At 66.8% G+C, this 25,650-nt stretch carries 20 protein-coding genes; 8 read left to right on the top strand and 12 right to left on the bottom strand.

What is annotated here, in order from left to right; genetic code table 11:
* Positions 1–482: 482 nt before the first annotated feature.
* The 3 genes from AC5P57_RS07350 to AC5P57_RS07340 form a co-directional block, all read right to left on the bottom strand.
* Positions 483–2,201 (bottom strand): thiamine pyrophosphate-dependent enzyme, encoded by a 1,719-nt coding sequence (locus AC5P57_RS07350; protein WP_262234641.1) that lies wholly within the window; start codon positions 2,199–2,201, stop codon positions 483–485.
* A 129-nt stretch (positions 2,202–2,330) separates the two neighbouring features.
* Entirely contained in the window at positions 2,331–3,188 is an 858-nt protein-coding gene (locus AC5P57_RS07345; protein ID WP_262234640.1) for an SH3 domain-containing protein, read from the bottom strand.
* A gap of 36 nt (positions 3,189–3,224) precedes the next feature.
* Entirely contained in the window at positions 3,225–3,707 is a 483-nt protein-coding gene (locus AC5P57_RS07340; RefSeq protein WP_005410781.1) for a DUF3574 domain-containing protein, read from the bottom strand.
* Positions 3,708–3,921: 214 nt separating this feature from the next.
* Here AC5P57_RS07340 and AC5P57_RS07335 point away from each other — a divergent pair, with 214 nt between their 5' ends.
* From AC5P57_RS07335 to otsA, 4 genes are all read left to right on the top strand, one after another.
* Entirely contained in the window at positions 3,922–6,357 is a 2,436-nt protein-coding gene (locus AC5P57_RS07335) for a TonB-dependent receptor plug domain-containing protein (protein ID WP_262234639.1), read from the top strand.
* A 175-nt stretch (positions 6,358–6,532) separates the two neighbouring features.
* A complete protein-coding gene (otsB, locus tag AC5P57_RS07330) occupies positions 6,533–7,291 on the top strand; it encodes a trehalose-phosphatase (protein ID WP_099553714.1) in 759 nt (252 codons plus the stop codon).
* 39 nt (positions 7,292–7,330) lie between these two features.
* Positions 7,331–9,112, top strand: a complete 1,782-nt coding sequence (locus AC5P57_RS07325; RefSeq protein ID WP_099553805.1) for a glycoside hydrolase family 15 protein — start codon at positions 7,331–7,333, stop codon at positions 9,110–9,112.
* Positions 9,109–10,473, top strand: a complete 1,365-nt coding sequence (otsA, locus tag AC5P57_RS07320; protein WP_099553716.1) for an alpha,alpha-trehalose-phosphate synthase (UDP-forming) — start codon at positions 9,109–9,111, stop codon at positions 10,471–10,473. The genes AC5P57_RS07325 and otsA overlap by 4 nt, the downstream gene beginning before the upstream one ends.
* 71 nt (positions 10,474–10,544) lie before the next feature.
* On the opposite strand, the gene AC5P57_RS07315 is transcribed toward otsA, so the two are convergent.
* The 4 genes from AC5P57_RS07315 to rluD are packed head-to-tail and all read right to left on the bottom strand — an operon-like array spanning position 10,545 to position 13,243.
* A complete protein-coding gene (locus AC5P57_RS07315) occupies positions 10,545–10,982 on the bottom strand; it encodes a thiol-disulfide oxidoreductase DCC family protein (protein ID WP_262234638.1) in 438 nt (145 codons plus the stop codon).
* Entirely contained in the window at positions 10,957–11,463 is a 507-nt protein-coding gene (locus AC5P57_RS07310; protein ID WP_099553720.1) for a DUF4166 domain-containing protein, read from the bottom strand. Before AC5P57_RS07310 ends, AC5P57_RS07315 begins: the two co-directional genes overlap by 26 nt.
* A gap of 20 nt (positions 11,464–11,483) precedes the next feature.
* Entirely contained in the window at positions 11,484–12,254 is a 771-nt protein-coding gene (pgeF, locus tag AC5P57_RS07305) for a peptidoglycan editing factor PgeF (protein WP_262234637.1), read from the bottom strand.
* Positions 12,254–13,243 carry a 23S rRNA pseudouridine(1911/1915/1917) synthase RluD gene (gene rluD / locus AC5P57_RS07300; protein WP_019660164.1) on the bottom strand — a complete coding sequence of 330 codons (990 nt, stop codon included), beginning with the start codon at positions 13,241–13,243 and terminating at the stop codon, positions 12,254–12,256. The genes pgeF and rluD overlap by 1 nt, the downstream gene beginning before the upstream one ends.
* Before the next feature lie 113 nt (positions 13,244–13,356).
* Here rluD and AC5P57_RS07295 point away from each other — a divergent pair, with 113 nt between their 5' ends.
* Positions 13,357–14,244: an outer membrane protein assembly factor BamD gene (locus AC5P57_RS07295; protein ID WP_024956778.1), complete on the top strand. Its 888-nt coding sequence runs from the start codon at positions 13,357–13,359 to the stop codon at positions 14,242–14,244.
* A 194-nt stretch (positions 14,245–14,438) separates the two neighbouring features.
* The gene (locus AC5P57_RS07290; RefSeq protein ID WP_495219521.1) at positions 14,439–15,629 is read left to right on the top strand and encodes a lipase family protein; all 1,191 of its coding nucleotides are present in this window, start codon (positions 14,439–14,441) and stop codon (positions 15,627–15,629) included.
* A 73-nt stretch (positions 15,630–15,702) separates the two neighbouring features.
* Here the strand turns inward: AC5P57_RS07290 and AC5P57_RS07285 are convergent, their stop codons facing one another.
* From AC5P57_RS07285 to sucC, 3 genes are all read right to left on the bottom strand, one after another.
* A complete protein-coding gene (locus AC5P57_RS07285) occupies positions 15,703–17,337 on the bottom strand; it encodes an NAD+ synthase (RefSeq protein ID WP_262234635.1) in 1,635 nt (544 codons plus the stop codon).
* Between the two features lie 180 nt (positions 17,338–17,517).
* Positions 17,518–18,393 carry a succinate--CoA ligase subunit alpha gene (gene sucD / locus AC5P57_RS07280; RefSeq protein ID WP_005410793.1) on the bottom strand — a complete coding sequence of 292 codons (876 nt, stop codon included), beginning with the start codon at positions 18,391–18,393 and terminating at the stop codon, positions 17,518–17,520.
* Between the two features lie 21 nt (positions 18,394–18,414).
* A complete protein-coding gene (gene sucC / locus AC5P57_RS07275) occupies positions 18,415–19,584 on the bottom strand; it encodes an ADP-forming succinate--CoA ligase subunit beta (RefSeq protein WP_004154430.1) in 1,170 nt (389 codons plus the stop codon).
* A gap of 357 nt (positions 19,585–19,941) precedes the next feature.
* Between sucC and AC5P57_RS07270 the strand changes: the two genes are divergently transcribed.
* The gene (locus AC5P57_RS07270; RefSeq protein WP_099553729.1) at positions 19,942–21,555 is read left to right on the top strand and encodes a sensor histidine kinase; all 1,614 of its coding nucleotides are present in this window, start codon (positions 19,942–19,944) and stop codon (positions 21,553–21,555) included.
* 60 nt (positions 21,556–21,615) lie between these two features.
* Positions 21,616–22,989, top strand: coding sequence for a sigma-54-dependent transcriptional regulator (locus tag AC5P57_RS07265; RefSeq protein WP_262234634.1), 1,374 nt, complete (start codon positions 21,616–21,618; stop codon positions 22,987–22,989).
* Positions 22,990–23,215: 226 nt separating this feature from the next.
* Here the strand turns inward: AC5P57_RS07265 and pilB are convergent, their stop codons facing one another.
* Together pilB and AC5P57_RS07255 are read right to left on the bottom strand one after the other, a co-directional pair.
* Complete coding sequence (pilB, locus tag AC5P57_RS07260) at positions 23,216–24,949, bottom strand: type IV-A pilus assembly ATPase PilB (RefSeq protein ID WP_495219520.1); 1,734 nt, start codon at positions 24,947–24,949, stop codon at positions 23,216–23,218.
* 222 nt (positions 24,950–25,171) lie between these two features.
* A complete protein-coding gene (locus AC5P57_RS07255; RefSeq protein WP_262234633.1) occupies positions 25,172–25,579 on the bottom strand; it encodes a pilin in 408 nt (135 codons plus the stop codon).
* Positions 25,580–25,650 lie beyond the last annotated feature (71 nt).

Raw genomic sequence — 25,650 nt, 5'->3', positions numbered from 1 at the left:
CGCGGACACCCCCGCGCCACCTACCCGACCGGCCCCTGACAATTTCCTGCGCGTGCCAGCCACGGAAGAGAATCAAAAGATCAAAAGCAAAGGCAGGCTCTCGTTGTAGCGCCGAGCCCACGCTCGGCCGCTGTACGCGAAGCCTCTTAGCCGAGCATGGCTCGGCTCTACAGAAGATCATTCCGATCATTCTTTCGTTCATCCACGCATGGCGTGGATCCACCGTGTCGACCAAGGTCGACACCCACCAGTGCAATATGCCGTTCCGGCAGATTGCAGGAAACTGTCGAAGGCGGGGTGGGTCCGGATGCGGGGGCGTGAGCGCCATGGATGGCGCGACCGAGCCTACAGGGACGTATTTACGGCGTCCCCCGCAACCGGACCCACCCCGCCTACCCACGGCAAACCTGCTCTTGACCTTGCTTCGGCGGTTGCCGTGGTTTCGGCGGGTGCAGGGCGCAGCCCTGCATCGACCACACCCCTCACTTCTTCAGGAAGTTGTCCACCAGCAGATGCTTCACGTCGTCGAAGCGGCCGTTCAGCACCGCCTTGGCCGCATACAGCGCCGTACCGGCCACCTGCTTGGCTTCGATCTGCGGCGGCATCACCAGCTCGGCGCGGCTGGTATGCACGTCCAGCAACGCCGGGCCGCGCTGCGCCAGGAAATCCTGTACCGCTTCCTCCAGATCCTCGCTGCGGGTCACGGTGCGGCCGTGGAAGCCGATCACTTCGGCAAGGCGGCCAAAATCCGGGTTCTTCAGGTCGGTGTAGTTGTCCAACAAGCCTTCCACCTTCTGCTCCAGCTCGACGAAGTTCAGAGAGCCGTTGTTGAACACCACCACCTTGATCGGCAGGTTCTCCTGTACCGCGGTCAGCAGGTCGCCCAGCAGCATCGCCAGGCCACCATCGCCGGACAGCGAGATCACCTGCCGGCCCGGGAACGCTTTTTGCAGGCCCAGTGCCTGCGGCATCGCGTTGGCCATCGTGCCGTGCAGCAGGCTGGTCAGCGTGCGGCGGCGGCCGTTGACGCGGATATGCCGCAGCACCCACACCATCGGCGAGCCGCCGTCGGCGGTGAACAGTGCATCGTCGGTCGCATACTTCGACAGCAATGCGGTCAGGTGCTGCGGATGGATCAGCTCGCCCTCACCGGGCTGCTCTTCCTGCTCGCGCTTCTTCAGCGCCTTGTCGCGACGTTCGATGCACTCGTCCAGGAAACTGCTGTCCTCGCGTGGCGGCAGCATCGGCAGCAGCGCATCCAGCGTCGGTGCGATGTCACCGACCACGCCGAGGTTCACCGGGTGGCGGCGGCCGAGGTGGCTGCCATCGCGGTCGACCTGGATGATCGTCGCCTTGTCCGGGTAGAACTGGCCCCAGGCGAAGTCGGCGCCGAGCAGCAACAGCGTGTCGCATTCCATCAGCGTGTGGAAGCCGGACTCGATGCCGAAGATGCCGGTCATGCCCATGTTGTACGGGTTGTCCGGCTCGACGAAATCCTTGGCGCGCGAGGTGTGCGCGACCGGCGCCTGCAGACGCCGGGCCAGTTCCAGCAGCTGCGCGTGCGCGCCCTGGCAGCCGGCGCCGGCGTAGATGCCGATGCGCTTGCCCTGCCCCAGCAGTTCAGCGATACGCTGCAACTCGGCATCCGACGGGCGCAGCACCGGCTGGGTATAGTGCACCGAGAACGGCACATCGTGCTTCACCTCGGCCTGGCTGATGTCGGCCGGCAGGATCACCACCGCCACGCCACGGCGGCTGATCGCCGCCTGGCAGGCCAGGGTCACCACGCGTCGCGCCTGCTCGGCGCTGTGCACCTGCTCGCAGAACACCGAGCAACTGGCGTACACCGCCTTGAAATCCACTTCCTGCGGGAATTCCATGCCCAGCTCGCTGGTCACCACCTGGCTGGCGATCAGCACCATCGGCGCACGATTGCGGTTGCTCTCGAACACGCCGTTGATGAAATGCAGGCTGCCGGGGCCGCAGGAGCCGGCGCAGGCGGTCAGTTCGCCACTGACCAGGGAATCGGCACCGGCGGCAAACGCCGCCACTTCTTCATGGCGCACGTGCACCCAGGCGATGTCACTGCCATGCATCGCATCAGTCACATGGTTGAGCGTATCGCCCACGATGCCGTAGCAACGGCGGACACCGGCCTGCTGCAGGGCGTCCACCACGATTTCGGCCACGCGCTTGCTCATCGGATACATCCTCGAACGGGGGAACATCCGAGGCTAGACCTTGGCAAGTGACGCCCCCGCAAAAAAAAGGGACGGAGGGAATCAAGTCGTTTGTGGCATATACGACTTGATTCCCTCCGTCCCCTTTTTTCAATCGTTGACGTTGATCCACCCCAGCACGTCGCCGCGCTTCGGGTTGCGGTAGCGCAGTTTCACCCAGCCGTCCTGTTCATCCAGCATTTCCACGCGGTCGCCCAGCACCAGATAGCGCTTGGTGCTGGTCGCGCCGGGTCGGTCGAACAGGAACAGGCGTGCTGGCACCACGGTGGCCTGCTGCCCCCGCAACGGCCCATCCGGCGGTGCGCCCAGGCCATCGGCAATCGCGCTCTCCAGCACACGACCGGCAGGATCGTAGGTGCGCCAGACCGCCAGCGGGCCCTGTTCATCGGCCTGTTCCCACTGCAGCGCGGCGTTCACCGTATCGCCCAGCATCAGCACATTCTCGCTGCGGTAAAGGTAGAGCTTTGCGCCTGCGAACCGGTACTGGTCGGCGTACCACATCGGGCCGCTGCGGCAACTGCTGGTGAGGGTGCGGGTGGCAACGTCCACGCTCAACCCCATCAGGTCACCGCAGCTGTCCTTGCCGTGGGTTTCGGCCTGCAGCGCGCGGAACTCCGCGCTGGCCGGATCGAAGCGGTATACCGTCACCGCTTCATTGACCATGCCCACCGAGGCGCGCGCGACCAGTTCCGGATAGCCATCGAAATCGACGTCCTCCAGACCCCACCGCGAATTGCCGTCGGTATCCGCAGCGCCCGCCAGCACCTGGCGCTTGCCCGACGGCGACAGCTGCACCGCCATGCTTCCGTCCTGCTGGGGATCGGCGTGCGCCTGCACGTGAGCGGCCACCTGGAACCGCAGTGTTTCGCCGTCGTCGCCACTTGCCTGCGCCGACGGTGCCAGCAATCCCGCCAGCACCAGGCCCAGCACGCATTCCCTGTGTTTCATCATCGCTCCCTGCGGCACCGCGGCGGCGCCTTCAACTCAGAACGATACCTCCACCGGCTGCCGCGACCACAGTACCGATTGATGCTTGGTCTGCTGCTTCCACGCCAGGCGGATCGCTTCGATATCGGCGCGACGCTGCGGGGTGTCCTCATGCAGCACCACCAGCACCTTGGTGCGCAGGCGGTTGGGCGAGGCATCGCCTCGGAACAGCCACTGGCCATAGGCATCGAACACGGTCAGGCCATCCGGGAAGCGCGGGGTCACCTCCTTGTCCAGGAAGGTGCGCCACTGCGCCTCGCTGATGGTGTCGGCCTGCGGACGGTTACCGGCGCCCTGCTCTTCGCCCACGCCGAAATACAGCTCGCTGCGCACCCAGCCGTGGCCGGCGGACGGGCGTGCGGCATCGCCCTTCAGTTCGGCAGTAGTGGCCGTGGCATAGGCGCTGGGCGCCTGCGAGGACAGGCTGGCACAGCCGCTGGTGGCCAGCAGCACGGCAAAGACGAGGCCAAGGTGTTTCATCGGTACAGCTCCGGGGAAGGGGGACAGGGCGAGCCGGCAGCGTACAGCGCCACCGGCCCGGCGTACTGATGCCAGCAGGGCATCAGCTCATGCCGGACCGGCAGGGGCTTGCATCTGCACCGGCCATCACGCGAATATAATATATCGCTTCATCCGGATGGATGTAAGTGAAACTATCTCCCCCTTCCCCGTCGTCGTTGTTGCTGGAGCCCCCATGTCCGCCCGCCTGCCCGCGTCGCCGCTCGGCCTCGCCATCGCCCTCGCGCTTTCCTCCGCCGCCGTCCCGGCCCTGGCCCAGGACGCCACCAACCTGGACACCGTGATCGTCACCGGCACCCGTGCCGCCGACCGCACCGTGCTTGAATCCACCTCGCCGGTGGATGTGCTCACCGCCGAGGACATCCGCAAGGCTGGCGTGGTCAACGGTGAACTGGGCAGCGCGCTGCAGGCGTTGCTGCCGTCGTTCAACTTCCCGCGCCAGTCCAACTCCGGCGGTGCCGACCATGTGCGCGCGGCACAGCTGCGTGGCCTGTCACCGGACCAGGTGCTGGTGCTGGTCAATGGCAAGCGCCGCCACCACACCGCGCTGGTCAACACCGACAGCAAGATCGGCAAGGGCACCACGCCGGTCGATTTCAATTCGATCCCGGTCAGCGCGATCAAGCGCATCGAAGTGCTGCGCGACGGCGCCGGCGCGCTGTACGGATCGGACGCCGTGGCCGGCGTGATCAACGTGATCCTCGACAACGGCGGCGACGGTGGCGAGATCGAGGCCAGCTACGGCGCCAACCACACCGACCTCAAGCCGATCGGCCGCACCCTCACCGACGGCCAGACCGGCAACATCAGCGCCAAGGTCGGCACCTCGCTGGGCGAGGACGGCGGCTTCCTGCGCGTCGGCCTGGAATACAAGCACCGCAACGGCACCAACCGCGCCGGCTTCGACCAGATTCCGCCGTGGGACCAGACCCCAGGCAACCTGGCACTGCAGGGCAAGCGCAACTACGTGCTGGGCGATGGGAAGAGCAAGGACATCAACCTGTGGCTGAACACCGAGATCCCGGTCGGCCAGACCTCGACGTTCTACGCGTTAGGTACCTTCAACCAGCGTGACACCGAGGGTGCGAACTACTTCCGCTACCCCGACGGCGACGCCAACTGGAAGCAGGTCTATCCGAACGGTTACCGGCCGATCTCCGAAGGCGAGAACCGCGACGTGCAGGCCGTGGCCGGCGTGCGCGGCCAGTGGGGCGAATGGAGCTACGACGGCAGCCTGGATTACGGCCAGAACGACTTCACCTACCGCCTGCGTGATTCGCTCAACGCGTCGCTGGGCCCGACCAGCCCGACCCGTTTCAAGACCGCCGATTACGAGTATGCACAGACCGTGGGCAACCTCGACCTGAGCCGCGTGTTCACCCAGAGCGAGAGCATCAGCCACACTCTGGGCCTGGGCGTGGAAGCGCGCCACGAGCGCTACCAGACCCGTCCCGGTGACCCGGCCAGCTACGCCGCCGGCCCGTTCACCGACCGCCCGACCGGTTCGCAGGCCGGTGGCGGCCTGACCCCACAGGATGCAGCCACCCTGTCACGCGATGTGGCCAGCGCCTATGCCAGCCTGTCCAGCCAGTTCGGCGAAAAGTTCTCCACCGATCTGGCCGCGCGCTACGAGCACAACGACGATTTCGGCGGTGAACTGACCGGCAAGCTCGGCCTGCGCTACGAATTCACCCCGGCGTTCGCGTTGCGCGGCGCCATCTCCAACAATTTCCGTGCGCCGTCGCTGGCACAGATCGGCTACGAATCCACCTCCACCGGCTACAACGCCGGCGGCCAGCTGGTGCAGGGCCGCCTGCTCTCGGTCAACAATCCGATCGCGCGTGGGCTCGGCGCCCGTGACCTGAAGCCGGAGAAGTCGCTCAACACCTCGCTGGGCTTCACCAGCCGCATCGGCGAGCATTTCGACCTGTCGCTGGACTTCTTCCAGATCGACATCGACGATCGCATCGCGCTGTCCGAGAGCATCACCGGTGATGCGCTGACCGACTACGTGGCCGCCAACTACGGCGTCAGCGGCCTGCAGAGCGCCAGCTTCTTCGTCAACGCCGCCGACACCCGCACCCGCGGCGCCGAACTGGTGAGCAACTGGCGCCAGTCGCTTGGCGATGGCCAGCTGCTGCTGACCGGCACCTACGCCTACACCAAGACCACGCTGAAGAACGTGCTGGCCACACCGGCGCAGCTGCGCGCACTGAACCCGGACTACGTGCTGTTCGGCATCGAAGAGACCAACACGCTCACCGATGCCACGCCGCGCACGCGTGGCAGCTTCTCGGCCGCATGGAGCAACGATCACTGGTCGCTTAGCACCCGCGTGAACCGCTACGGCAGTGCCACCCGCGTGTTCAACTTCGGTGACGGCTACATTCCACGCCAGACCTACCAGGCCGAGTGGCAGCTGGATGCGGAAGTGGAGTACCGCATCACCCCGCAGTGGAGCGTGGCCATCGGCGGCCAGAACCTGACCGACAACTACCCGGATCGATCCAACAGCGATATCCACTACTTCGGCAACCTGCCGTATGACGTGCTGTCGCCGATCGGCAGCAACGGCGCGTACTACTACGGTCGCGTCCGCTATACGTTCTGATCGCTCCGGGTAGGTACGGACCGTTGGTCCGCACGACACGGTAGTGCCGACCGCTGGCCGGCAACCTCAGGGTGCATCCATGGACCATGAAGTTGCCGGCCAGCGGCCGGCACTGCCCTGATTCGTAGCCTGCCCTCGACCCCACGTACACGCCCACGCTGGCAAGCTGGGCGTCATGGCTGAACCGCTCCCCCTGCGTCCGCCACCGCCCTTGCTGGACGACGCCTGTGCGTTGTTCCTCGATGTCGATGGCACCCTGATCGAATTTGCTGCACGCCCGGATGCCGTGCAGCTGCTGCCGGATGTGCGTGAAGCCATCGGCCGCATCAGCGACCGCCTGGAAGGTGCCGTGGCACTGGTCAGTGGTCGCCCGCTTGAGCAGCTGGACAAGCTGTTCGCCCCCCTGCAACTGCCTGCCGCCGGCCTTCACGGCCACGAACTGCGTGGCCAGGATGGTCGCGTACTGCGCGACGAGCACGGCGACGACACCGCCGAATGGCTGCACGCGCTGCACCAGCAGGCAATGCGCTTCGCCCATGGCCATCCGGGCGTGCTGGTGGAGGACAAGGGCGTCGGTCTGGCCCTGCATTGGCGCGGTGCCCCGCACGCCGCCAGCGATGTCCGCGCGTTCGCCGACCGGCACGTGCGCGGGCGTACCAGCTATCGCCTGCAACCCGGCGACCATGTCGTCGAGTTCGTCCCCGTAGGCACCGACAAGGGCCGCGCGGTGCGGAGGATGATGCAGTACCTGCCCTTCCGCGGCCGCCTGCCGGTATTCATCGGCGATGACCTCACCGATGAATTCGGCTTCGATGCTGCCAACGGCCAGCATGGCTGGAGCGTACTGGTGGGCGAGCGGGAACCCAGCGCGGCGGTGTTCGCACTGCCCGACATACGCAGCGTGCACGCCTGGCTGCGTGAGAATGCCTATTGACCCGGCCCCCCCACGGCCGCAACCGAGATGTACCGCGTGATGACCCAACCCGATCTTGATCTGGGCGTGGTCGGCAACGGCAGCTTCGGCGCCCTGGTCGACAAACATGCCCGCGTTGTCTGGAGCTGCCTGCCCACCTTCGACGGCGACCCCACCTTCTGCGCCCTGCTCGGCCCCAACCAGCAGACCGGCGGCGACTTCGCCATCGAGCTGGAGGACTTTGCCGACAGCGAGCAGGAGTACCTCACCAACACCGCGATCCTGCGCACCGTGCTGCGTGACACGCATGGCGGCGCACTGGAAATCCTCGATTTCGCCCCCCGCTGGCGCCAGAACGATCGCTTCTACCGCCCGGTCAGCCTGATCCGCCAGGTCCGCCCACTGGCCGGCAGCCCACGCATCACCGTGCGTGCGCGACCGCTGGCCGACTGGGGCGCGCGCGTGCCGGAATCCACCTGGGGCAGCAACCACGTGCGCTGGATCCTGCCCGAGCACGTGCTGCGGCTGACCACCGACGTACCGGTGCGCTTCGTGCGCGATGGTCTGCCGTTCGTGCTCAACCATCCCATCCACCTGATCCTTGGCGTGGACGAATCGCTCAACCGCTCCATCAGCGGCTACGTGCAGGAAGCCTTCCAGCGCACCCGAGATTACTGGCGTGAGTGGGTGCGCTACCTGTCCATTCCGCTGGAATGGCAGGACGCGGTGATCCGCAGTGCGATCACCCTGAAGTTGTGCCAGTACGAGGACAGCGGCGCGATCATCGCGGCAATGACCACCTCCATTCCGGAAGCCCCCGGCAGCGTGCGCAACTGGGACTATCGTTACTGTTGGCTGCGTGATGCGGCGTTCGTGGTGCGTGCGCTGAACCGCCTCGGCGCAACACGCACGATGGAGCAGTTCCTCGGCTACATTTTCAACCTGGCCACTACCGACGGCACGTTGCAGCCGCTGTATGGCATCGGCTTCGAAGCCAAGCTGGACGAAGACGAAGTACCCAGCCTGTCCGGCTATCGCGGCATGGGCCCGGTACGGCGCGGCAACCTGGCCTGGGTGCAGCGCCAGCACGATGTCTACGGCAGCGTGGTGCTGGCGTCCACGCAGCTGTTCTTCGACCGGCGCCTGCAGGACCCGGGCGACGCACACACCTTCGCCCGTCTGGAACCCTTGGGCGAACAGGCGTTCGCCCTGCACGACGTACCCGATGCCGGCCTGTGGGAATTCCGCGGCCGCACCGAAGTGCACACCTACACCAGCGCGATGTGCTGGGCCGCCTGCGACCGCCTGTGCAAGATTGCCGTGCGCCTGAAGCGCGACGACCGCGCACATTACTGGCGCGAACGCGCCGACACCATCCACGCGCGCATCATGGCCGAATCCTGGAGCGAAGAGCTGGGCCACTTCACCGACACCTTCGGCGGCCATCGGCTGGATGCCTCGTTGCTGCTGCTGGCCGACATCGGCTTCATCGACGCGCTGGACGCGCGCTTTGTCGCCACCGTGGATGCCATCGGCCGCGACCTCAAGCATGGCAATTCGCTGTACCGCTACGTTGCACCGGATGACTTCGGCGAACCGGAAACCAGCTTCACCATCTGCACCTTCTGGTACATCGACGCGCTGGCAGCGATCGGGCGCATGGACGAAGCACGCGGGATGTTCGAGCTGCTGCTGAAGCAGCGCAACCACCTGGGCCTGCTGTCGGAGGATCTGGCCTTCGACAGCGGCGAGGCCTGGGGCAATTTCCCGCAGACCTATTCGCACGTCGGCCTGATCACCGCCGCGATGCGCCTGTCGCGGTCCTGGCAGGAGGCATCGTGAGTCGTCTGGTCGTGGTTTCAAACCGCGTGGCCGTGCCGGGCGAGAACCGCGCCGGTGGCCTGGCGGTGGGCCTGCTGGCCGCGTTGAAGGAACGTGGCGGCATGTGGTTCGGCTGGAGCGGCAAGAGCGTGCGCGACGGCAGCGGCACGCTGCACACACAGAAGGACGGCGACATCGAATTCGTCACCCTCGACCTGAGCAAGCGCGAAGTCGATGGTTACTACAACGGCTTCGCCAACCGCACTCTGTGGCCGCTGCTGCACTTCCGCCTGGACCTGGTCGACTACGACCGCGGCACCCGCGAGACCTACCACAAGGTCAACGCGCTGTTCGCCGACAAGCTCGCGCCGCTGCTGCGCGAGGACGACATCGTCTGGATCCACGACTACCATCTGATTCCGCTCGGTGCGCTGCTGCGCGAACGGGGCATCGGCTGCCGCATCGGCTTCTTCCTGCACATCCCGATGCCATCGGCCGACCTGCTGCAGGCGATGCCCGACCACCTGCGGCTGTTCTCCGCGCTGTATGCCTATGACCTGGTCGGTTTCCAGACCCAGCGCGACGCCGATCGCTTCCAGACCTACCTGCGCCTGTTTGGCGGTGGCCGCGTGCTCGACAATGGTGAACTGGAAGCGCCAGGTGGACGCCGCTTCCGCGCGGCGGCCTTCCCGATCGGCATCGACACCGAGCTGATCGCACGCCAGGCCGGCACCGCCGCCACCAAGGCCGCCGTAAAGAACCTGCGCAACAGCCTGCGGGACCGCCAGCTGGCGATCGGCGTGGACCGCCTGGACTATTCCAAGGGCCTGCCCGAACGCTTCCTTGGCTTCGAGCGCTATCTGGAGCGCCATCCCGACCAGCGGGGTTCGCTGACCTACCTGCAGATCGCCCCGGTCTCGCGCGGTGATGTGACCGAGTACCGGCAACTGCGCAGCCAACTGGAACAGATCGCCGGCCACATCAACGGTGGCCACGCCGAGCCGGACTGGACACCGCTGCGCTACGTCAACCAGAACTTCACCCACGCCACCCTCACCGGCTTCTACCGGGCGGCGGCAGTGGGACTGGTGACCCCGCTGCGTGATGGCATGAACCTGGTGGCCAAGGAATACGTGGCCTCGCAGGACCCGGAAGATCCCGGCGTCTTGGTGTTGTCGCTGCTGGCCGGCGCCGCCGACGAACTGAAGCAGGCGCTGCTGGTGAACCCGCACGATCTGGACGGCGTGGCCGATGCCATCGCCACGGCCGCGACGATGTCGCTGCGCAGGCGCAAGGAACGCTGGCACGCGATGATGGAGCACCTGCGCACCTACGACATCAACCACTGGCGACGCAGCTATCTGGCCGCTTTGGAAGGCTGAGGAAAAAGGGGACGGAGGGGATTAAGTCGTTTGTGCACAAGCGACTTAATCCCCTCCGTCCCCTTTTTTCTTCAATCCAGGAATCGCGCGGCCTGCTCCGGTGCGGGCAGGTAACAGGCATCATGCCGCCCGAACCAGCGGTAGCGGTTACGCGCCAGCACGCGATACGCCGCGTCCCGCCAGCTGCGCGGCAGCACGCGCAGCACGCCGCTCAGGCGCCAGGCACCGCCAAGCCCCGCCAGTACGCGCAGGATCGCATCGGTATCGGTCCACGCGCCCTGTGCGTCCAGCAGCAGGAACGACGCCGGGTCCTGCGGATCCAGCCCGTGCGCGCGCAGCAGCGCGCCGCCCTGTGTGCCCTGCATCGCGGCGAAGCGGTAGCGCCCCTTGCGGTCGAAACGCAGCAGGAAGCGCACCCATCGATTGCACAGCGCGCACACGCCATCGAACACGATCACTGCGCGGCCGGTCTCGGTGGCAACCTCACTGCGGTTCGAGCCAGCCTTCATAGCGGATCAGGGCTCCGGCCCAGGGCAAGGTCACATCGACCAGGAAAGTGTAACGCTGTCCCTGCCAGGCTTCGCGGCAACGCACACCGCCAAACCAGCGCGTCGGCAACGGCAGCAACCCGAACGCCCAGACCCGCCGCACCGACCAGTCGATGCCGCCGTCGCGGGCCTGCAGGTCGAACGCGAAACGCACCGCACCCAGCTGCTCGTGCAGATGCCCTTCGTGCTCCCACAACCGCGACGCCATCGGCCAGCGTCCGAAGCGTCGCGCCCATTGTTCGCCCTGCCCGTGCGCGCTGAACGCTACCTCGGTCGGCAGCGCGTCGCCGCTCTTCGGCAACCGTGCCACTGCGGCCAGCAGCGGCACCAGCCAATGCCGTCCCCGCACAATCCGCGCCTGCCCTGCATAACGGCAGGGCAACGGCGCGGCATGCAGCGCCTGCACCGGGGCGGCCAGGGTGGCGAAGGCCGGCCCCAGCACCCGTGCGAACAGGGGCGTCCTCAGGGTGCGATCCAGGCCAGCGTCGCCATGCGCCCGGTGCGACGATCGCGCCGGTGCGAGTACAGGTCCGGATCGGCCATGGTCGAGACCGTGCCGCCGTATACCTGCGCCGGGTCCATGCCCGCGGCCTGCAGGCGCTGCCGCGCCAGCGCGAACAGATCCACCTTCCAGTGCCCGGCGCGGGTCGCCACGAAGGCCACCCCGGCAGCCGGATCGTGTCCGACGAAGGCGTGGTAGACCTCTTCACCGATCTCGTAATCGGCCGGCCCGGCAGCCGGCCCCAGCCATGCGCGCAACTGCCCGGGCGGCGTCTGCATGGCGGCCACGGTGGCCTCCAGCATGCCGTCGGCCAGGCCACGCCAGCCGGCATGCGCCGCGCCCACTTCGCTGCCATCGGCGGCGGCGAACACCACCGGCAGGCAGTCGGCGGTCAGGATCGCCAGCACCACGCCGGGCACCGAGGTCACCGCGGCGTCGGCCACCGGCTCGGCGGCACCCGGCACCGGCGGCGCGTTGAAGCGCAGCACGGTGCTGCTGTGTACCTGGCGCAGCCAGTGCGGTGCCGAGGGCAACGCCAGCCCCTGCTGCAGCAGCTGGCGGTTGTGCTCGACGTTGGCCGGGGCATCACCATCGGCCGCGTGCCGGTTGCCCAGGTTGAACTGCGCGAACGGCGCCGGCGAGATGCCCGCGCCATGCCGGCGCGTAATCAGCGCATGGACGCCGGCAGGCGCCGGCCAATCGGCCCACAGCAGCGGCAGCGCGGCGTCCATTACCAGCGGTCCCGCTCGCGCGCAGCGAAGGCTTCGCTGTCTTCGCGCAGCACCTTCATCAGGTGCAGCATGTCCTCCGGCACCGGCGCGGTGTTGCGCACCGGCTCACCGGTGATCGGGTGCGTGAACTCCAGGGTCTCGGCATGCAGGGCCTGGCGCTTGAAGCCACGCAGCGCGGCCACCAGCTCATCGCTGGCACCCTTGGGAAGCTTCAGCGCACCGCCGTACAGCGGGTCACCGATGATCGGATGGCGCACATGCGCCATGTGCACGCGGATCTGGTGGGTACGCCCGGTTTCCAGGCGGCACTCCAGCGCGGTGTGCGCACGGAAGCGCTCGCGCAGTCGGTAATGGGTGATCGCCTCCTTGCCGTCCTCGCGCACCGCCATCTTCAGGCGGTCGCGCGGATGGCGGTCGATCGGGGCATCGGCGGTACCGCCGGCCACCAGCGCGCCCATCACGATGGCCAGGTACTGGCGGTGCACGTCGCGCGCGGCCAGCTGCTCGACCAGCGCGGTCTGCGCTTCCAGGGTCTTGGCCACCACCATCACGCCGCTGGTGTCCTTGTCCAGGCGGTGCACGATGCCCGCGCGCGGCAGCACCGCCACCGACGGATCGCGGAACAGCAGGGCATTGACCAGGGTGCCGCTGTGGTTGCCCGCGCCCGGGTGCACCACCAGGCCGACCGGCTTGTTGATCACCAGCAGGTGCTCGTCCTCGAACAGCACGTCCAGCGGGATGTCCTCCGGCTGGGCATCGGTCTGGGTTTCCAGCACCACGTTGAGGGTCACCACCTCGCCGCCGCGCAGCGGATCGCGCGGGCGCACCTGGGCGCCGTCCAGCAGGACCTCACCGGCCTTGATCCACTCGGTCAGGCGCGACCGCGAGTATTCGGGGAACAGTTCGGCCACCACGGCGTCGAAACGGCGGCCGGCAGCGGTGTCGGGGACGATGGCCTGGCGGGCCGATTCAGAGGGTTGTTCAGACATGGCAGGGGGCATTCTTTGAAATTTTGGGGTCCCGGCGGCCGGTTTCAGTCGCTGGACAGGACACTAGGCTATCATCGACCCTTCGTATTCCAGCCGCGTCCCGCCTCGACCTCATGATCCGACGCTCCTCCATGCTCTCCGCGCCCGTCCGCCTCACCGCCCTGCTGCTGGTGCTGGTCATCGCCGCCACCGGCTGCCACCGTGGCGCCAAGAAGGGCGATCGCCCCGATGAAGGGACGCCGGTCGAACAGTTGTACGAGAAGAGCCACAAGCTGATGCAGGGTGGCAACTGGAGCGGGGCTGAAACCAGCTTCCGCCGCCTCGTGGCCCAGTATCCGTACGGCCCGTATACCGAACAGGCGATGATCGAAACCGCCTACGCGCAGTACAAGGCCGGCAAGCACGACGATGCGGTGTCCAGCATCGACCGCTTCATCCGTACCTACCCGACCCACCGCAACATCGCGTACCTGTACTACCTGCGCGGCCTGGCCAACTCCAACCGCAGTACGGTTTTCCTGCGCCGCGTATGGTCGTTGGACGCCAGCCGCCGCGACCTGTCCACGCCGCACCAGGCGTATTCGGACTTCAACATCGTGGTCGACCGCTACCCGAACAGCCGCTACGCCGCAGATGCGCGCCAGCGCATGCTGGAGCTGCGTGACGTGTTCGCCCAGCATGAGCTGGACAACGCCCTGTACTACATGCGCCGCGGCGCCTGGGTCTCGGCCGCCGGCCGCGCCAACTACCTGCTGGAAACCTATCCGCAGAGCGCGTTCCAGTACGACGCCGTCGCCGTCCTGGCCGATTCCTACACCCACTTGGGCAACAAGACCCTGGCCGACGACGCCCGCCGCGTCCTGCAGCTGAACCAGCCGGACCACCCGTGGCTGGAAGGCAAGTGGCCGAAGTACCCGTGGATGATCCGCAAGCTGAACCCGTTCGCTGGTGAAAAGTCCGCCAGCACCGGCCAGCGCAACGCGCGACTGGAAAAGAAATAAGAGAGGGCCCCGAAAGGGGCCCTTTCCTTGTTGGCAGATCCACGCCATGCGTGGATGGTTCGCGCGCCCAAGGCAGCCGCGCACTGGCGCTAGGAATACTACGAATTCCCTGCCGTTGCGATGCCGTTCCCAGACCGCACGGGCAACGCCCTCCACACTCCGGCGCACGGCCATTTCCGCCTGTTGGAGTCCACATGTCCCCATCCGTTTCCCGCGCCCGCCCGTTGCTGGCCGCCTTCGCCAGTGCCCTGCTGGGCCTGTCCACCGCCGCCCAGGCCGCAGAGCCGGGGGAGCTGATCACCGCAGCGCCCTATCGTGCCGCCTGGGTGCCGTCAAAGGCCTCCCAGGCGTATCTGCTCAGCTACCGCACTCCCGATCATCACGGCCGACTGGCGCAGGGCACCGGCCTGCTGTACCTGCCTGCAGGCACGGCACCGACGGGCGGCTGGCCGGTCGTTTCCTGGGCGCATGGCACCCAGGGCATCGCCGATCACTGCGCCCCTTCCCATTCTGGCCCGACCCACGCCGAACGCGATGGGCGCTTCCTGGACACCTTCCTCGCCCAGGGCTATGCCGTCGCCGCGGCCGACTACCAGGGCCTGGGCAGCCCAGGCAGCCACGCCTACCTTCATGTGCGCACCGCCGCACGCAACAGCATCGACATGGTCAAGGCCAGCCACCAGTTCCTGGGCGGTCGTCTTTCACCTCGCTGGGTCTCGGTAGGCTACTCGCAGGGTGGTGCCGCGGCGCTCAGCGCCGGCCACCAGGCTGCCACCTATTCCGGCCCCGGCCTGCAGTACAAGGGCAGCTTCACTGCAGGCACGCCCACGGCCGTGGAGATGACCGCACTGGTGATGCGCCCCGACAGCCGCACCGCCAACCCGGGCGCGGTCAATGCCTACCATGCCTATCTGGTTGATGGATTGCTGCAGGTGGCACCGCAGATCGACCGCGTGCTGAGCGCACAGGGGCGTGCGCGCATCGCCCTGGCCCGACAGCACTGCCCGACCGACCTGGCGGCGCAGCTGGAGGGTGCGGTCACCGGCGAGATGTTCAGCGCGCCGTTGACCTCGGTACCGGGCATCTGGGCGCTGTTGCACGACTACCTTGGCGTGCCACGCCAGGGGTTCACCCAACCGCTGATGCTGGCCCACGGCACCCGCGACCAGGATGTGCCCTATCTGACCACCCTGCTGTACGCCGCCGGCCTCGCACTGCGCGGCGAACCGGTAGCGTTCCGCCAGTACCCGGTTGACCACCGTGGCACGCTGGATGCGGCGGCGGCGGATGGCCTGGCGTTTGTGCGAGCCCGGCTGGGGGACAGCCAGTTCGACGAAGCCACCGAAACCGCCACACTCGAACAGCTGATGGGCGACGTCCCGTAGAACCACGCCATGCGGGGATGCACGCTACGTCGGGTTGCCGGCCAGCGGCCGGCACTACCCGCCAACCGCTGCCTCAGCCCTTGTAGCCGTTGCTGATCGGGTAGCGACGTTCGCGGCCGAATGCCCGGCGCGACACCTTCGGGCCGGGCGCGGCCTGGTGCCGCTTCCATTCGCTGATGCGCACCAGGCGCAGCACGCGGTCAACCACGGCCGCGTCGTAACCGGCGGCAACGATCTCCGTGCGCGACTGCTCCTGGTCGATGTAGCGGTACAGGATGCCGTCAAGCACGTCGTAGGCCGGCAGCGAGTCCTGGTCCAGCTGGTTCTCGCGCAGTTCGGCCGACGGCGGGCGGCTGATCACCGCCGGCGGGATCACCGGCGCCCCGCCCACGGTGTTGCGCCACTTGGACAGCCCGAACACCTCGGTCTTGTACAGGTCCTTCAACGGCGCATAGCCACCACACATGTCGCCGTAGATGGTGGCGTAGCCCACCGCGTACTCGCTCTTGTTGCCGGTGGTCAGCAACAGGCCGCCGAACTTGTTGGCCAGTGCCATCAGGATCACGCCACGGCTGCGCGACTGCAGGTTCTCCTCGGTCACGTCCGGGGTGGTGCCCTCGAATATCGGTGCCAGCGATTCCATCAGGCCCTTGAACGCCGGCTCGATCGAGACCGCCTCCAGCTTCACGCCCAGTGCCTGGCATTGCTCGGCGGCCAGGTCGTTGGACAGGCCTGCGGTGTAGCGCGACGGCAGGCGCACCGCGGTGACGTTCTCGGCGCCCATCGCGTCCACCGCCATGGCCAGTACCAGCGCCGAATCGATGCCACCGGAGAGGCCCAGCCACACCTTCCTGAAGCCGTTCTTGCGGCAGTAGTCCTGGATGCCACGGGTGACAGCGCGCCATGCCAGCGCGTCCATGCTCTCGTCGCCATCGTCCATCCACACGTGCGGCATGAAGCGGCGGGTTTCACCGTCGTACTCCACCACCAGCCACTGGTCGACGAAGGCGGCAGCAGCCGGGTGCACGGTACCGTCACCATCGGCCACCACCGAGGCGCCATCGAACACCAGCGCATCCTGGCCACCGACCACGTTGAGGTAGGCGATCGCCGCCCCACTCTCACGGGTGCGTGCAGCCAGCACCGCATCGCGCTGGGCATGCTTGCCCCGCTCGTACGGCGACGCATTCGGCACCACCACCAGCTGCGCGCCGGCGCGCACCGTGTCGGCCAGCGGCTCGGCGAACCACAGGTCCTCGCAGATCAGCAGGCCAACCGGCACGCCATTGACCTCGAACACGCAGCTGCCGCCATCCGGATCGACATCGAAGTAGCGACGCTCGTCGAACACCGCGTAGTTGGGCAGCTCGCGCTTGCGGTAGGTCTGCTCCACCAGGCCATCGCGCAGCACGCTGGCGGCGTTGTAGACCACCGCGCCGGCCGCCTGCGGCCAGCCGACCACCGCGGTGATGCCGCGGCAGGCTGCGGCGATGCGCGTCATTGCCTGCTCGCACTCGTACAGGAAGCCCGGGCGCAGCAGCAGGTCTTCCGGCGGATAGCCGCTCACCGCCAGCTCGGGGAACATCACCAGCTCGGCGCCGTACTCATCGCGCGCCTGGCCGATCATCTCGATGATGCGCTCGGTGTTGCCGGCGACATCGCCGACCGGGAAGTCGAACTGCGCCATCGCGATGCGGATCGAAGCCATGGGGGTCCAGCCTGTGGTTGCAATGCGCCCATTGTAACGCCCGGGTCAGATCCCTTTTGCGAAGCAAAAGGGATCTGACCCCATCCCACACGCAGAAAGGCCGCCCGGAGGCGGCCATTCTGTTTCAAGCAGCCGGCCAGCGGCCGGCTCTACAGCATCGTCTGCCAGAGGCAGTCGATCTTATTTCACCAGCTTGGCGATGGCAGCGCCCAGGTCGCCCGGCGAACGCACGGTCACAACGCCAGCGGCTTCCATTGCAGCGAACTTGCCTTCTGCAGTGCCCTTGCCGCCCGAGGCGATCGCACCGGCGTGGCCCATACGCTTGCCGGCCGGAGCCGACGCACCGGCGATGAAGCCGACGACCGGCTTCTTCACGTGGTTCTTGATGTACTCGGCGCCGGCTTCTTCCGCGTCACCGCCGATTTCGCCAACCATGATGATGCCTTCGGTCTGCGGGTCTTCGTTGAACAGCTTCAGGCAGTCGACGAAGTTCAGGCCGTTGATCGGGTCACCACCGATGCCGATGCAGGTGGACTGGCCCAGGCCGACTTCGGTGGTCTGCTTGACCGCTTCATAGGTCAGGGTGCCCGAACGCGACACGATGCCGATCTTGCCCGGCTGGTGGATGTGGCCCGGCATGATGCCGATCTTGCACTCACCCGGGGTGATGACGCCCGGGCAGTTCGGCCCGATCAGCACGGTGTCCGGATGCGAGCGGGTCAGCACGTTCTTGACGCGCAGCATGTCCAGCACCGGGATGCCTTCGGTGATGCAGACGATGACCTTGATGCCGGCAGCAGCGGCTTCCAGGATCGCGTCAGCCGCGTACGGCGGCGGCACGTAGATGACCGAAGCGTTGGCGCCGGTGCTCTGCACGGCGTCGGCAACGGTGTTGAAGACCGGCAGGTCGATATGGGTGGTGCCACCCTTGCCCGGGGTCACGCCGCCGACAACCTGGGTGCCGTACTCGATCATCTGAGTGGCGTGGAAGGTGCCCTGCTGGCCGGTGAAGCCCTGCACGATCACCTTGGTGTTCTTGTTGATCAAAACAGACATTGGAATTCCTTGGTGTCGGTATCAGGCGGCGTTCTTGACAGCTTCAACGATCTTCTTGGCGCCATCGTTGATGTTGTCAGCCGGGATGATGGCCATGCCGCTGTCACGCAGCAGCTGCTTGCCTTCTTCCACGTTGGTGCCTTCCAGGCGCACCACGACCGGAACCTTGACGCCCACTTCCTTCACGGCGGCGATGATGCCTTCGGCAATCATGTCGCAGCGGACGATGCCGCCGAAGATGTTGACGAAGATGCCTTCGACCTTGTCCGAGGACAGGATCAGCTTGAAGGCTTCGATGACGCGCTGCTTGTTCGCACCGCCGCCCACGTCCAGGAAGTTCGCCGGCTCGCCGCCGTTGAGCTTGATGACGTCCATGGTGGCCATGGCCAGGCCGGCGCCGTTCACCATGCAGCCGATGTTGCCGTCCATGGTGACGTAGTTGATGTCCAGCTCCGAAGCGATCACTTCGGTCGGATCTTCCTGGGTCTTGTCGCGCATGGCGACCAGGGCCTTCTGGCGGAACGCGGCGTTGTCGTCGCTGTCGAACTTGCCGTCCAGCGCGTACAGGTTGCCGTCGTCCAGGATGGCCAGCGGGTTGATTTCAACCAGCGCCAGGTCCTTTTCGTTGAACAGGCGGTACAGGTTCACCATGATGCTGGCGAACTGGCCGGCCTGCTTGGCGGTCAGGCCCAGCTTGAAGCCGAAATCACGGCCGTGGTAACCCTGCACGCCTTCGACGAAGTCGACGTTCAGCGAGTGGATCAGCTCCGGGGTTTCAGCAGCGACCTGCTCGATCTCCACGCCGCCTTCCGAAGAGGCGATGTAGGTGATGGTCTTGGTGCCACGGTCGACCAGCACCGACAGGTACAGTTCCTTGACGATCTCGCCGGCGGTGGTCACCAGCACCAGGTTGACCGGCAGTTCAACGCCTGCGGTCTGGTAGGTGGCCATCTTGGTGCCGAGCATCTTGGCCGCAGCGGCCTTCACGTCGTCGGTGGTCTTGCAGAACTTGACGCCGCCAGCCTTGCCGCGGCCGCCAGCGTGGATCTGCGCCTTGACCATCCAGGGGCCCTGGCCCAGGGAGTTGGCAGCGGCAACCGCTTCGTCCGGGGTCGCAGCGACCTTGCCGGCCGGGACCGGGATGCCGTACTCGGCAAGCAGTTGTTTTGACTGGTATTCGTGGAAATTCATGCGTCACCGTGGGAATAGGAACGACCGCACGCAATTCCTCAGGGCCCCGGCGGGGCGCCGGCATGGACCGCGGCGGGCCCACTATTGTGGCCGAGCCAGCGCCGGGGCGCAAAGAAGTCTGTACAAAACGCCAGGCGTGGGCAGATTTCCACCGCCATTCAGGCAGTTGCGCCCGGGCCGGGGCTGGCCACCGGTGTCCGCACCGGGCCAAATGCGCGATCCGGGTCACTTCGGCGGCACCCGGCCGGGGGCCCTATACTGCCCTTCGCAAACGCGACGTGCCGGCCCGGCTTCAGGGGGTGCCGGCCAGGCCCGCCGCAGAATCCAGACCCAGGCAGCCAGAAGGGGAGTTCCGGCGTGTCACCCAGTGCTTCATTGATCGACCGCATCGAATCGATTCCGCGGCGTGAACTGTATTTCTTCGCGCTGTACCGGGTGCTGATCGCTACGGTCATTGCCGCCCTGCTCTACAGCCCCTTGTCGGCCATGGTCGGCGAAGCCCATCACCCGCGGCTGGCCGACGTCGTTGCAGTCATCTACCTGGCCCTGTCGCTGCTGGCCCTGGCACTCGGCCGCAACGAACGCTGGCTGCGTCCGATCGTAGTCAGCGGCGTGCTGGTGGATATCGTGGCCGCCACCCTGCTGTCGCACGCCCTGCCCGGCGCCAGTGCCGGCATCTCGATGTCGCTGCTGTTCAACATCGCCGCCGCCGCCACCCTGCTGCCGCTCAGCCTGGGGCTGGGCCTGGCGCTGGCCGCCAGCCTGGCCACCGGCGTCGAGTACACCTGGAAGCTGCTGGAAGGCGGCGACCCTACCCGCACCCTGGCCGAACTGGCGATGTTCGCCACCAGCTACCTGGCACTGGCCTTCATCAGCTACCAGGTAGGCAACCGCGCCCGCCGCAACCAGCAACTGGCCAACCAGCGTGGCGACGAAGTGGCCAACCTGTTCCAGATCAACGAACTGATCATCCGCCGCATGCGCACCGGCGTGCTGGTGGTGGATGCCGACAACCGCATCACCCTGGCCAACGAAGCCGCCTCGATGCTGCTGGGCGACAACGACGGCAACGGCGAAAGTGGACGCCTGGACCTGGCCAGCGCCGCACCGGAACTGGCGCGCCGGCTGCAGCGCTGGCGCAACGGCTGGGCACAGGACGAACTGCCGCTGCAGCTCAACCCCGACCAGCCGGAAGTGCAGCCGCGCTTCGCCCGCCTGCTGGCCGGCAGCGAGCTGGCCCTGGTGTTCCTGGACGATTCCAGCGTGGTCTCGCGCCGCGCCGAATCGCTCACCCTTTCTGCCATGGGCCGCTTCTCGGCCAGCCTCGCCCACGAGATCCGCAACCCGCTGGCGGCGATCAACTATGCGGTGCAGCTGCTCGAGGAAGGTACCGGCTTCAACGAGAGCGACCGCCGCCTGCTGCAGATCATCCGCCAGCAGTGCCAGCGCACCAACGGGATCGTCGAAAGCGTGCTGGGCCTGGCCCGGCGCGAGCGTGCCACGCCCGAGAACGTGGACCTGGTCGCCTTCGTGCGCCGCTTCGTGCTGGAGTACAAGCAGGGCCAGACCCTGGAGACCGACAGCATCGAACCGATCATCAGCGACACTTCGGTGATGGCCCAGGTCGACACCAAGCATCTCTACCAGGTGCTGACCGTGCTGGTGCACAACGCGCTGAAGTACGGCCGCATCGGCCAGCAACCGGCACGGGTGCGGTTGCGCGTGGCCCAGCACGAACGCAGCGCGGTGATCGATGTGATGGACCGCGGCCCGGGTATCCCCGAGAGCGTGGCGGCGCAGCTGTTCCGGCCCTTCTTCACCACGTCCGAGCATGGCACCGGACTGGGCCTGTACATCGCGCGCGAGCTGTGCAGGGCCAACCAGGCCCGCCTGGACTACATCGCGGTACCCGCCGGTGGCTCCTGCTTCCGCCTGGTGCTGCCCGGTCCACATACGCTGCTGCCCAGCTGATTCCCATTCTGTGCGTCAAACATTTGTCGCTTCCAGCCCCCTCGTTTATCTTTCACGCCCATGAATGAAACCCGCAGCGCCCTCGTCGTCGACGACGAACGCGACATCCGCGAACTGCTGGTGCTGACCCTCGGCCGCATGGGGCTGCGCATCAGTACCGCCGCCAACCTGGCCGAGGCACGTGAGCTGCTGGCCAGCAATCCGTACGACCTGTGCATCACCGACATGCGCCTGCCGGATGGCAACGGTATCGAGCTGGTCAGCGAGATCGCCCAGCACTACCCGCGCACGCCGGTCGCGATGATCACCGCATTCGGCAGCATGGATCTCGCCGTGGAGGCGCTGAAGGCCGGCGCGTTCGATTTCGTCAGCAAGCCGGTGGACATCTCGGTGCTGCGCGGACTGGTCAAGCACGCGCTGGAACTCAACAACGCCGAGCGCCCGGCACCGGGCCCCAACGCCGAACAGGGCGGGCGCCTGCTTGGCCACTCACAGGCCATGGATGTGCTGCGCACCACCATCGGCAAGGTCGCGCGCAGCCAGGCGCCGGTCTACATCCTCGGCGAGTCGGGCGTCGGCAAGGAGCTGGTCGCACGCACCATCCATGCCCAGGGCGCGCGCGCGGCCGGCCCGTTCGTGCCGGTCAACTGCGGCGCCATTCCCGGCGAGCTGATGGAGAGCGAATTCTTCGGCCATCGCAAGGGCAGTTTCAGCGGCGCGCACGCCGACAAGCCCGGCCTGTTCCAGGCTGCGCATGGCGGCACCCTGTTCCTGGACGAAGTGGCTGAACTGCCACTGCAGATGCAGGTGAAGCTGCTGCGCGCGATCCAGGAAAAGTCGGTGCGCGCGGTGGGCGCGGCCAACGAGGAGCCGGTGGATGTCCGCATTCTCTCGGCCACCCACAAGGATCTGGCCGAGCTGGTCGAGGACGGGCGCTTCCGCCACGACCTGTACTACCGCATCAACGTGATCGAACTGAAGGTGCCGCCGCTGCGCGAGCGCCGCCAGGACCTGCCCGAACTGGCCGCGGCCGTGCTGGCCCGATTGGCCCGCAGCCACGGCCGCGCCACCCCGCTGCTGGCGCCGTCGGCGCTGGACGCACTGGCGCAGTATGCGTTCCCGGGCAATGTGCGCGAGCTGGAAAACATCCTGGAGCGTGCGCTGGCCCTGGCCGAGGAAGACTGCATCGGCGCCGATGACCTGCGCCTGCCGCAGCACGCGCCGCGTGCACCCGGCAGTGCCGCGCCCGCCGAAGCGGTGGCCGACCTGCAGCCGGGCAGCGCTGCCCTGCCCTCCTACATCGAGCAGCTCGAGCGCAGCGCCATCCAGCGTGCGCTGGAAGAGAACCGCTGGAACAAGACCCGTACCGCCGCGCAGCTGGGCATCACCTTCCGTGCGCTGCGCTACAAGCTGAAGAAGCTGGGGATGGAGTAAGGGCCGAACTGCCCTGGTAGGCGCCAACCCTGGTTGGCGTTGCGCCGCCGCGCCATCCACGCATGGCGTGGATCTACCCACCACCGTGGTAGTGCCGGCCGCTGGCCGGCAACCTCATGCATCGCGCCATCCACGCATGGCGTGGATCTACCCACCAACGTGGAAGTGCCGGCCGCTGGACGGCAACCTCATGCATCGCGGCATCCATGCATGGCGTGGATCTACCTCAATCCTTGGTGACGCGGTTGATCTCGGCCAGGCTGGTGATGCCCGCCGCGGCCTTCTTCAATGCCGACTGGCGCAGGTCATTCACCCCGATCTGCTGCGCCGCCTCGGCAATCTGCAGCGCATTGCCACCGGCCAGCACGATGGTGGCGATCTCATCGGTCATCGGCATGACCTGGTAGACGCCGGTCCGGCCCTTGTAGCCCTCGGTGCATTCATCGCAGCCCACGGCCTCGTACAACTCGATGCCCGCATCCAGCTGCGCCTGGGTGAAGCCTTCGGCCAGCAGCGCATGTTCGGGCAGGCTGGACGGACGCTTGCAGTTGCCGCACAGGCGGCGTGCCAGGCGCTGGGCGATCACCAGCGTCACCGAGCTGGTGATGTTGTAAGGCGCAATGCCCATGTTCATCAGGCGCGCGATCGTCTGCGGGGCGTCGTTGGTATGCAGCGTGGACAGCACCATGTGGCCGGTCTGCGCGGCCTTGATCGCGATCTCCGCCGTTTCCAGGTCGCGGATTTCGCCGACCATGATGATGTCCGGGTCCTGTCGCAGGAACGAGCGCAGCGCCGCGGCGAAGGTCATGCCGCGCTTGTTGTTCTGCTGTACCTGGTTGACGCCGGGCAGGCGGATTTCCACCGGGTCTTCGGCGGTGGAGATGTTGCGCGTCTCGTCGTTGAGGATGCCCAGCGCGGTATACAGCGACACGGTCTTGCCCGATCCGGTCGGGCCGGTCACCAGCACCATGCCGTAGGGCTTGTGGATGGCATCCAGGAACAGCTTCTGCTGGTCCGGCTCGTAGCCCAGCTTGTCGATGCCCAGCTTGGCCGCGCTGCCATCGAGGATACGCAGCACCACCTTCTCGCCGAACAGGGTCGGCAGCGTGCTGACGCGGAAGTCGATCTGCTTGGTCTTGGACAGGTTGAGCTTGATGCGGCCGTCCTGCGGCACGCGCTTCTCGGCGATGTCCAGCTGTGCCATCACCTTCAGGCGGGCGGCGATGCGCTGGTTCAACTTCACCGGTGCGCGCGCGACCATCTTCAGCAGGCCATCGATGCGCAGGCGCACGCGGTAATCGTCTTCGTAGGGCTCGAAGTGGATGTCCGAGGCGCCCTTGCGGATCGCGTCGACCAGCACCTTGTTGACGAACTTCACCACCGGGGTGTCGTCACCCTTGGCATCGATGCCGGAATCGCTGCCGGTGGCGCCGAGATCCTCGTCGCCGGCCGCCACGTCCAGGTTGCCCATGCCATCGTCATCGCCGCCCAGGGCGTCGCCGAGGGTGTCATGGCTGGCGTGCCAATGTTCCAGCGTACGGCGGATCTGGTCCTCGTCGACCAGGATCGGCTCGACCACCAGGTTGGTGTGGAACTTGATCTCGTCCAGCGAGTGGGTCGGGTTGCTGGTGCCGACGAACAGCTTGCCACCGCGCTTGAACAGCGGCAGCACGTTGTGCTTGCGCAGCAGCTCCTCGCTGACCAGGCTCATCGCGTTCTGGCCGGCGTCGAAGGTGGACACGTCGAACAGCGGCATGCCGAACTCGACCGCGTTGGCGGCGGCCAGCTGCGAGGCATTGACCAGCTTGTTCTGCGCGAACCACGTAGGCAGTGGCTGGCGGGCGGCCGCGGCCTTGGCCATGGCGTCGCGGGCGGTGGCCTCGTCCAGGGCCCCGTCCTGCACCAGGCGACGGGCCAGGCCGGTGATGCCGACAAGATTGGCGGTGGTGACAGCGTTCATATGAATCCTTGGCTCATGGGGTCATGCCATGCCGTACGCCTTGCACGGACACCGCACGGGGCAGCAGAACCCGCCGCGACCCAACGGCCACCGGCATCGCCAATCCATGAGCAACACTGCCTTGCCCGGCACTCCCGGCCCGGCAGGCACGATCCTGACTCCCCCGGGGATGATAGCCCCGTCAAGGGGCGGCCAGCATCCCATTGACGCGCTGAAGTGTGATCAGCAGCCGGTCGGGCGATAGCGCGCTTCGAACGCGCTGCCATCGCAGCTCCAGATGCCCTCGGCCGAGCGGCGCAGGATCAGGTCCTTGCCTTCCAGCGCGCTGTGGCCCTTCAGGGTGCAGCTGATGTGGCCGACGCCGGATTCGCTGAGTTCGGCTTCCACGTTGGAGCAGTGGGCGTTCTGGGCGCCGCCGATGAACTCGGGGGTGATCAGACTGGCCGAACGGCCCTCATAGATGACCGTTTCAAACAGCATCTTGCCCGGACTGATGTCTGCCAGTGCAGCAGTGAGCTGCGCTCGGACCATGTATGGCTGAAATACGACTATCCCGATTGCTGCCAGGATGGCGATGATGGCCACCACGATCATCAGTTCGATGAGCGTGAAGCCCTTCTGTGTGTTCATGACTCCCCCTGTTTGATCCAGCAATCCCCATTGCTGCGTGCTGACCGACTTTCATGTCCCGGTCAGCACAA

The sequence above is a fragment of the Stenotrophomonas sp. YJH_SMC_79 genome (genome assembly GCF_059367995.1).
The sequence above is the reverse complement of the archived record's forward strand: the minus strand, read 5'-3'. Positions and strand labels throughout refer to the sequence as shown.

Excerpts from the sequence above, each read along its gene's own strand:
- sucD (WP_005410793.1), bottom strand. The coding sequence starts at position 18,393 with ATGTCTGTTTTGATCAACAAGAACACCAAGGTGATCGTGCAGGGCTTC.
- sucC (WP_004154430.1), bottom strand. The coding sequence starts at position 19,584 with ATGAATTTCCACGAATACCAGTCAAAACAACTGCTTGCCGAGTACGGC.
- AC5P57_RS07290 (WP_495219521.1), top strand. The coding sequence starts at position 14,439 with ATGTCCCCATCCGTTTCCCGCGCCCGCCCGTTGCTGGCCGCCTTCGCC.
- AC5P57_RS07255 (WP_262234633.1), bottom strand. The coding sequence starts at position 25,579 with ATGAACACACAGAAGGGCTTCACGCTCATCGAACTGATGATCGTGGTG.
- AC5P57_RS07335 (WP_262234639.1), top strand. The coding sequence starts at position 3,922 with ATGTCCGCCCGCCTGCCCGCGTCGCCGCTCGGCCTCGCCATCGCCCTC.
- AC5P57_RS07325 (WP_099553805.1), top strand. The coding sequence starts at position 7,331 with ATGACCCAACCCGATCTTGATCTGGGCGTGGTCGGCAACGGCAGCTTC.
- otsB (WP_099553714.1), top strand. The coding sequence starts at position 6,533 with ATGGCTGAACCGCTCCCCCTGCGTCCGCCACCGCCCTTGCTGGACGAC.
- pilB (WP_495219520.1), bottom strand. The coding sequence starts at position 24,949 with ATGAACGCTGTCACCACCGCCAATCTTGTCGGCATCACCGGCCTGGCC.
- rluD (WP_019660164.1), bottom strand. The coding sequence starts at position 13,243 with ATGTCTGAACAACCCTCTGAATCGGCCCGCCAGGCCATCGTCCCCGAC.
- AC5P57_RS07265 (WP_262234634.1), top strand. The coding sequence starts at position 21,616 with ATGAATGAAACCCGCAGCGCCCTCGTCGTCGACGACGAACGCGACATC.
- AC5P57_RS07350 (WP_262234641.1), bottom strand. The coding sequence starts at position 2,201 with ATGAGCAAGCGCGTGGCCGAAATCGTGGTGGACGCCCTGCAGCAGGCC.
- AC5P57_RS07345 (WP_262234640.1), bottom strand. The coding sequence starts at position 3,188 with ATGAAACACAGGGAATGCGTGCTGGGCCTGGTGCTGGCGGGATTGCTG.
- AC5P57_RS07285 (WP_262234635.1), bottom strand. The coding sequence starts at position 17,337 with ATGGCTTCGATCCGCATCGCGATGGCGCAGTTCGACTTCCCGGTCGGC.
- AC5P57_RS07295 (WP_024956778.1), top strand. The coding sequence starts at position 13,357 with ATGATCCGACGCTCCTCCATGCTCTCCGCGCCCGTCCGCCTCACCGCC.
- pgeF (WP_262234637.1), bottom strand. The coding sequence starts at position 12,254 with ATGGACGCCGCGCTGCCGCTGCTGTGGGCCGATTGGCCGGCGCCTGCC.
- AC5P57_RS07340 (WP_005410781.1), bottom strand. The coding sequence starts at position 3,707 with ATGAAACACCTTGGCCTCGTCTTTGCCGTGCTGCTGGCCACCAGCGGC.
- AC5P57_RS07315 (WP_262234638.1), bottom strand. The coding sequence starts at position 10,982 with ATGAAGGCTGGCTCGAACCGCAGTGAGGTTGCCACCGAGACCGGCCGC.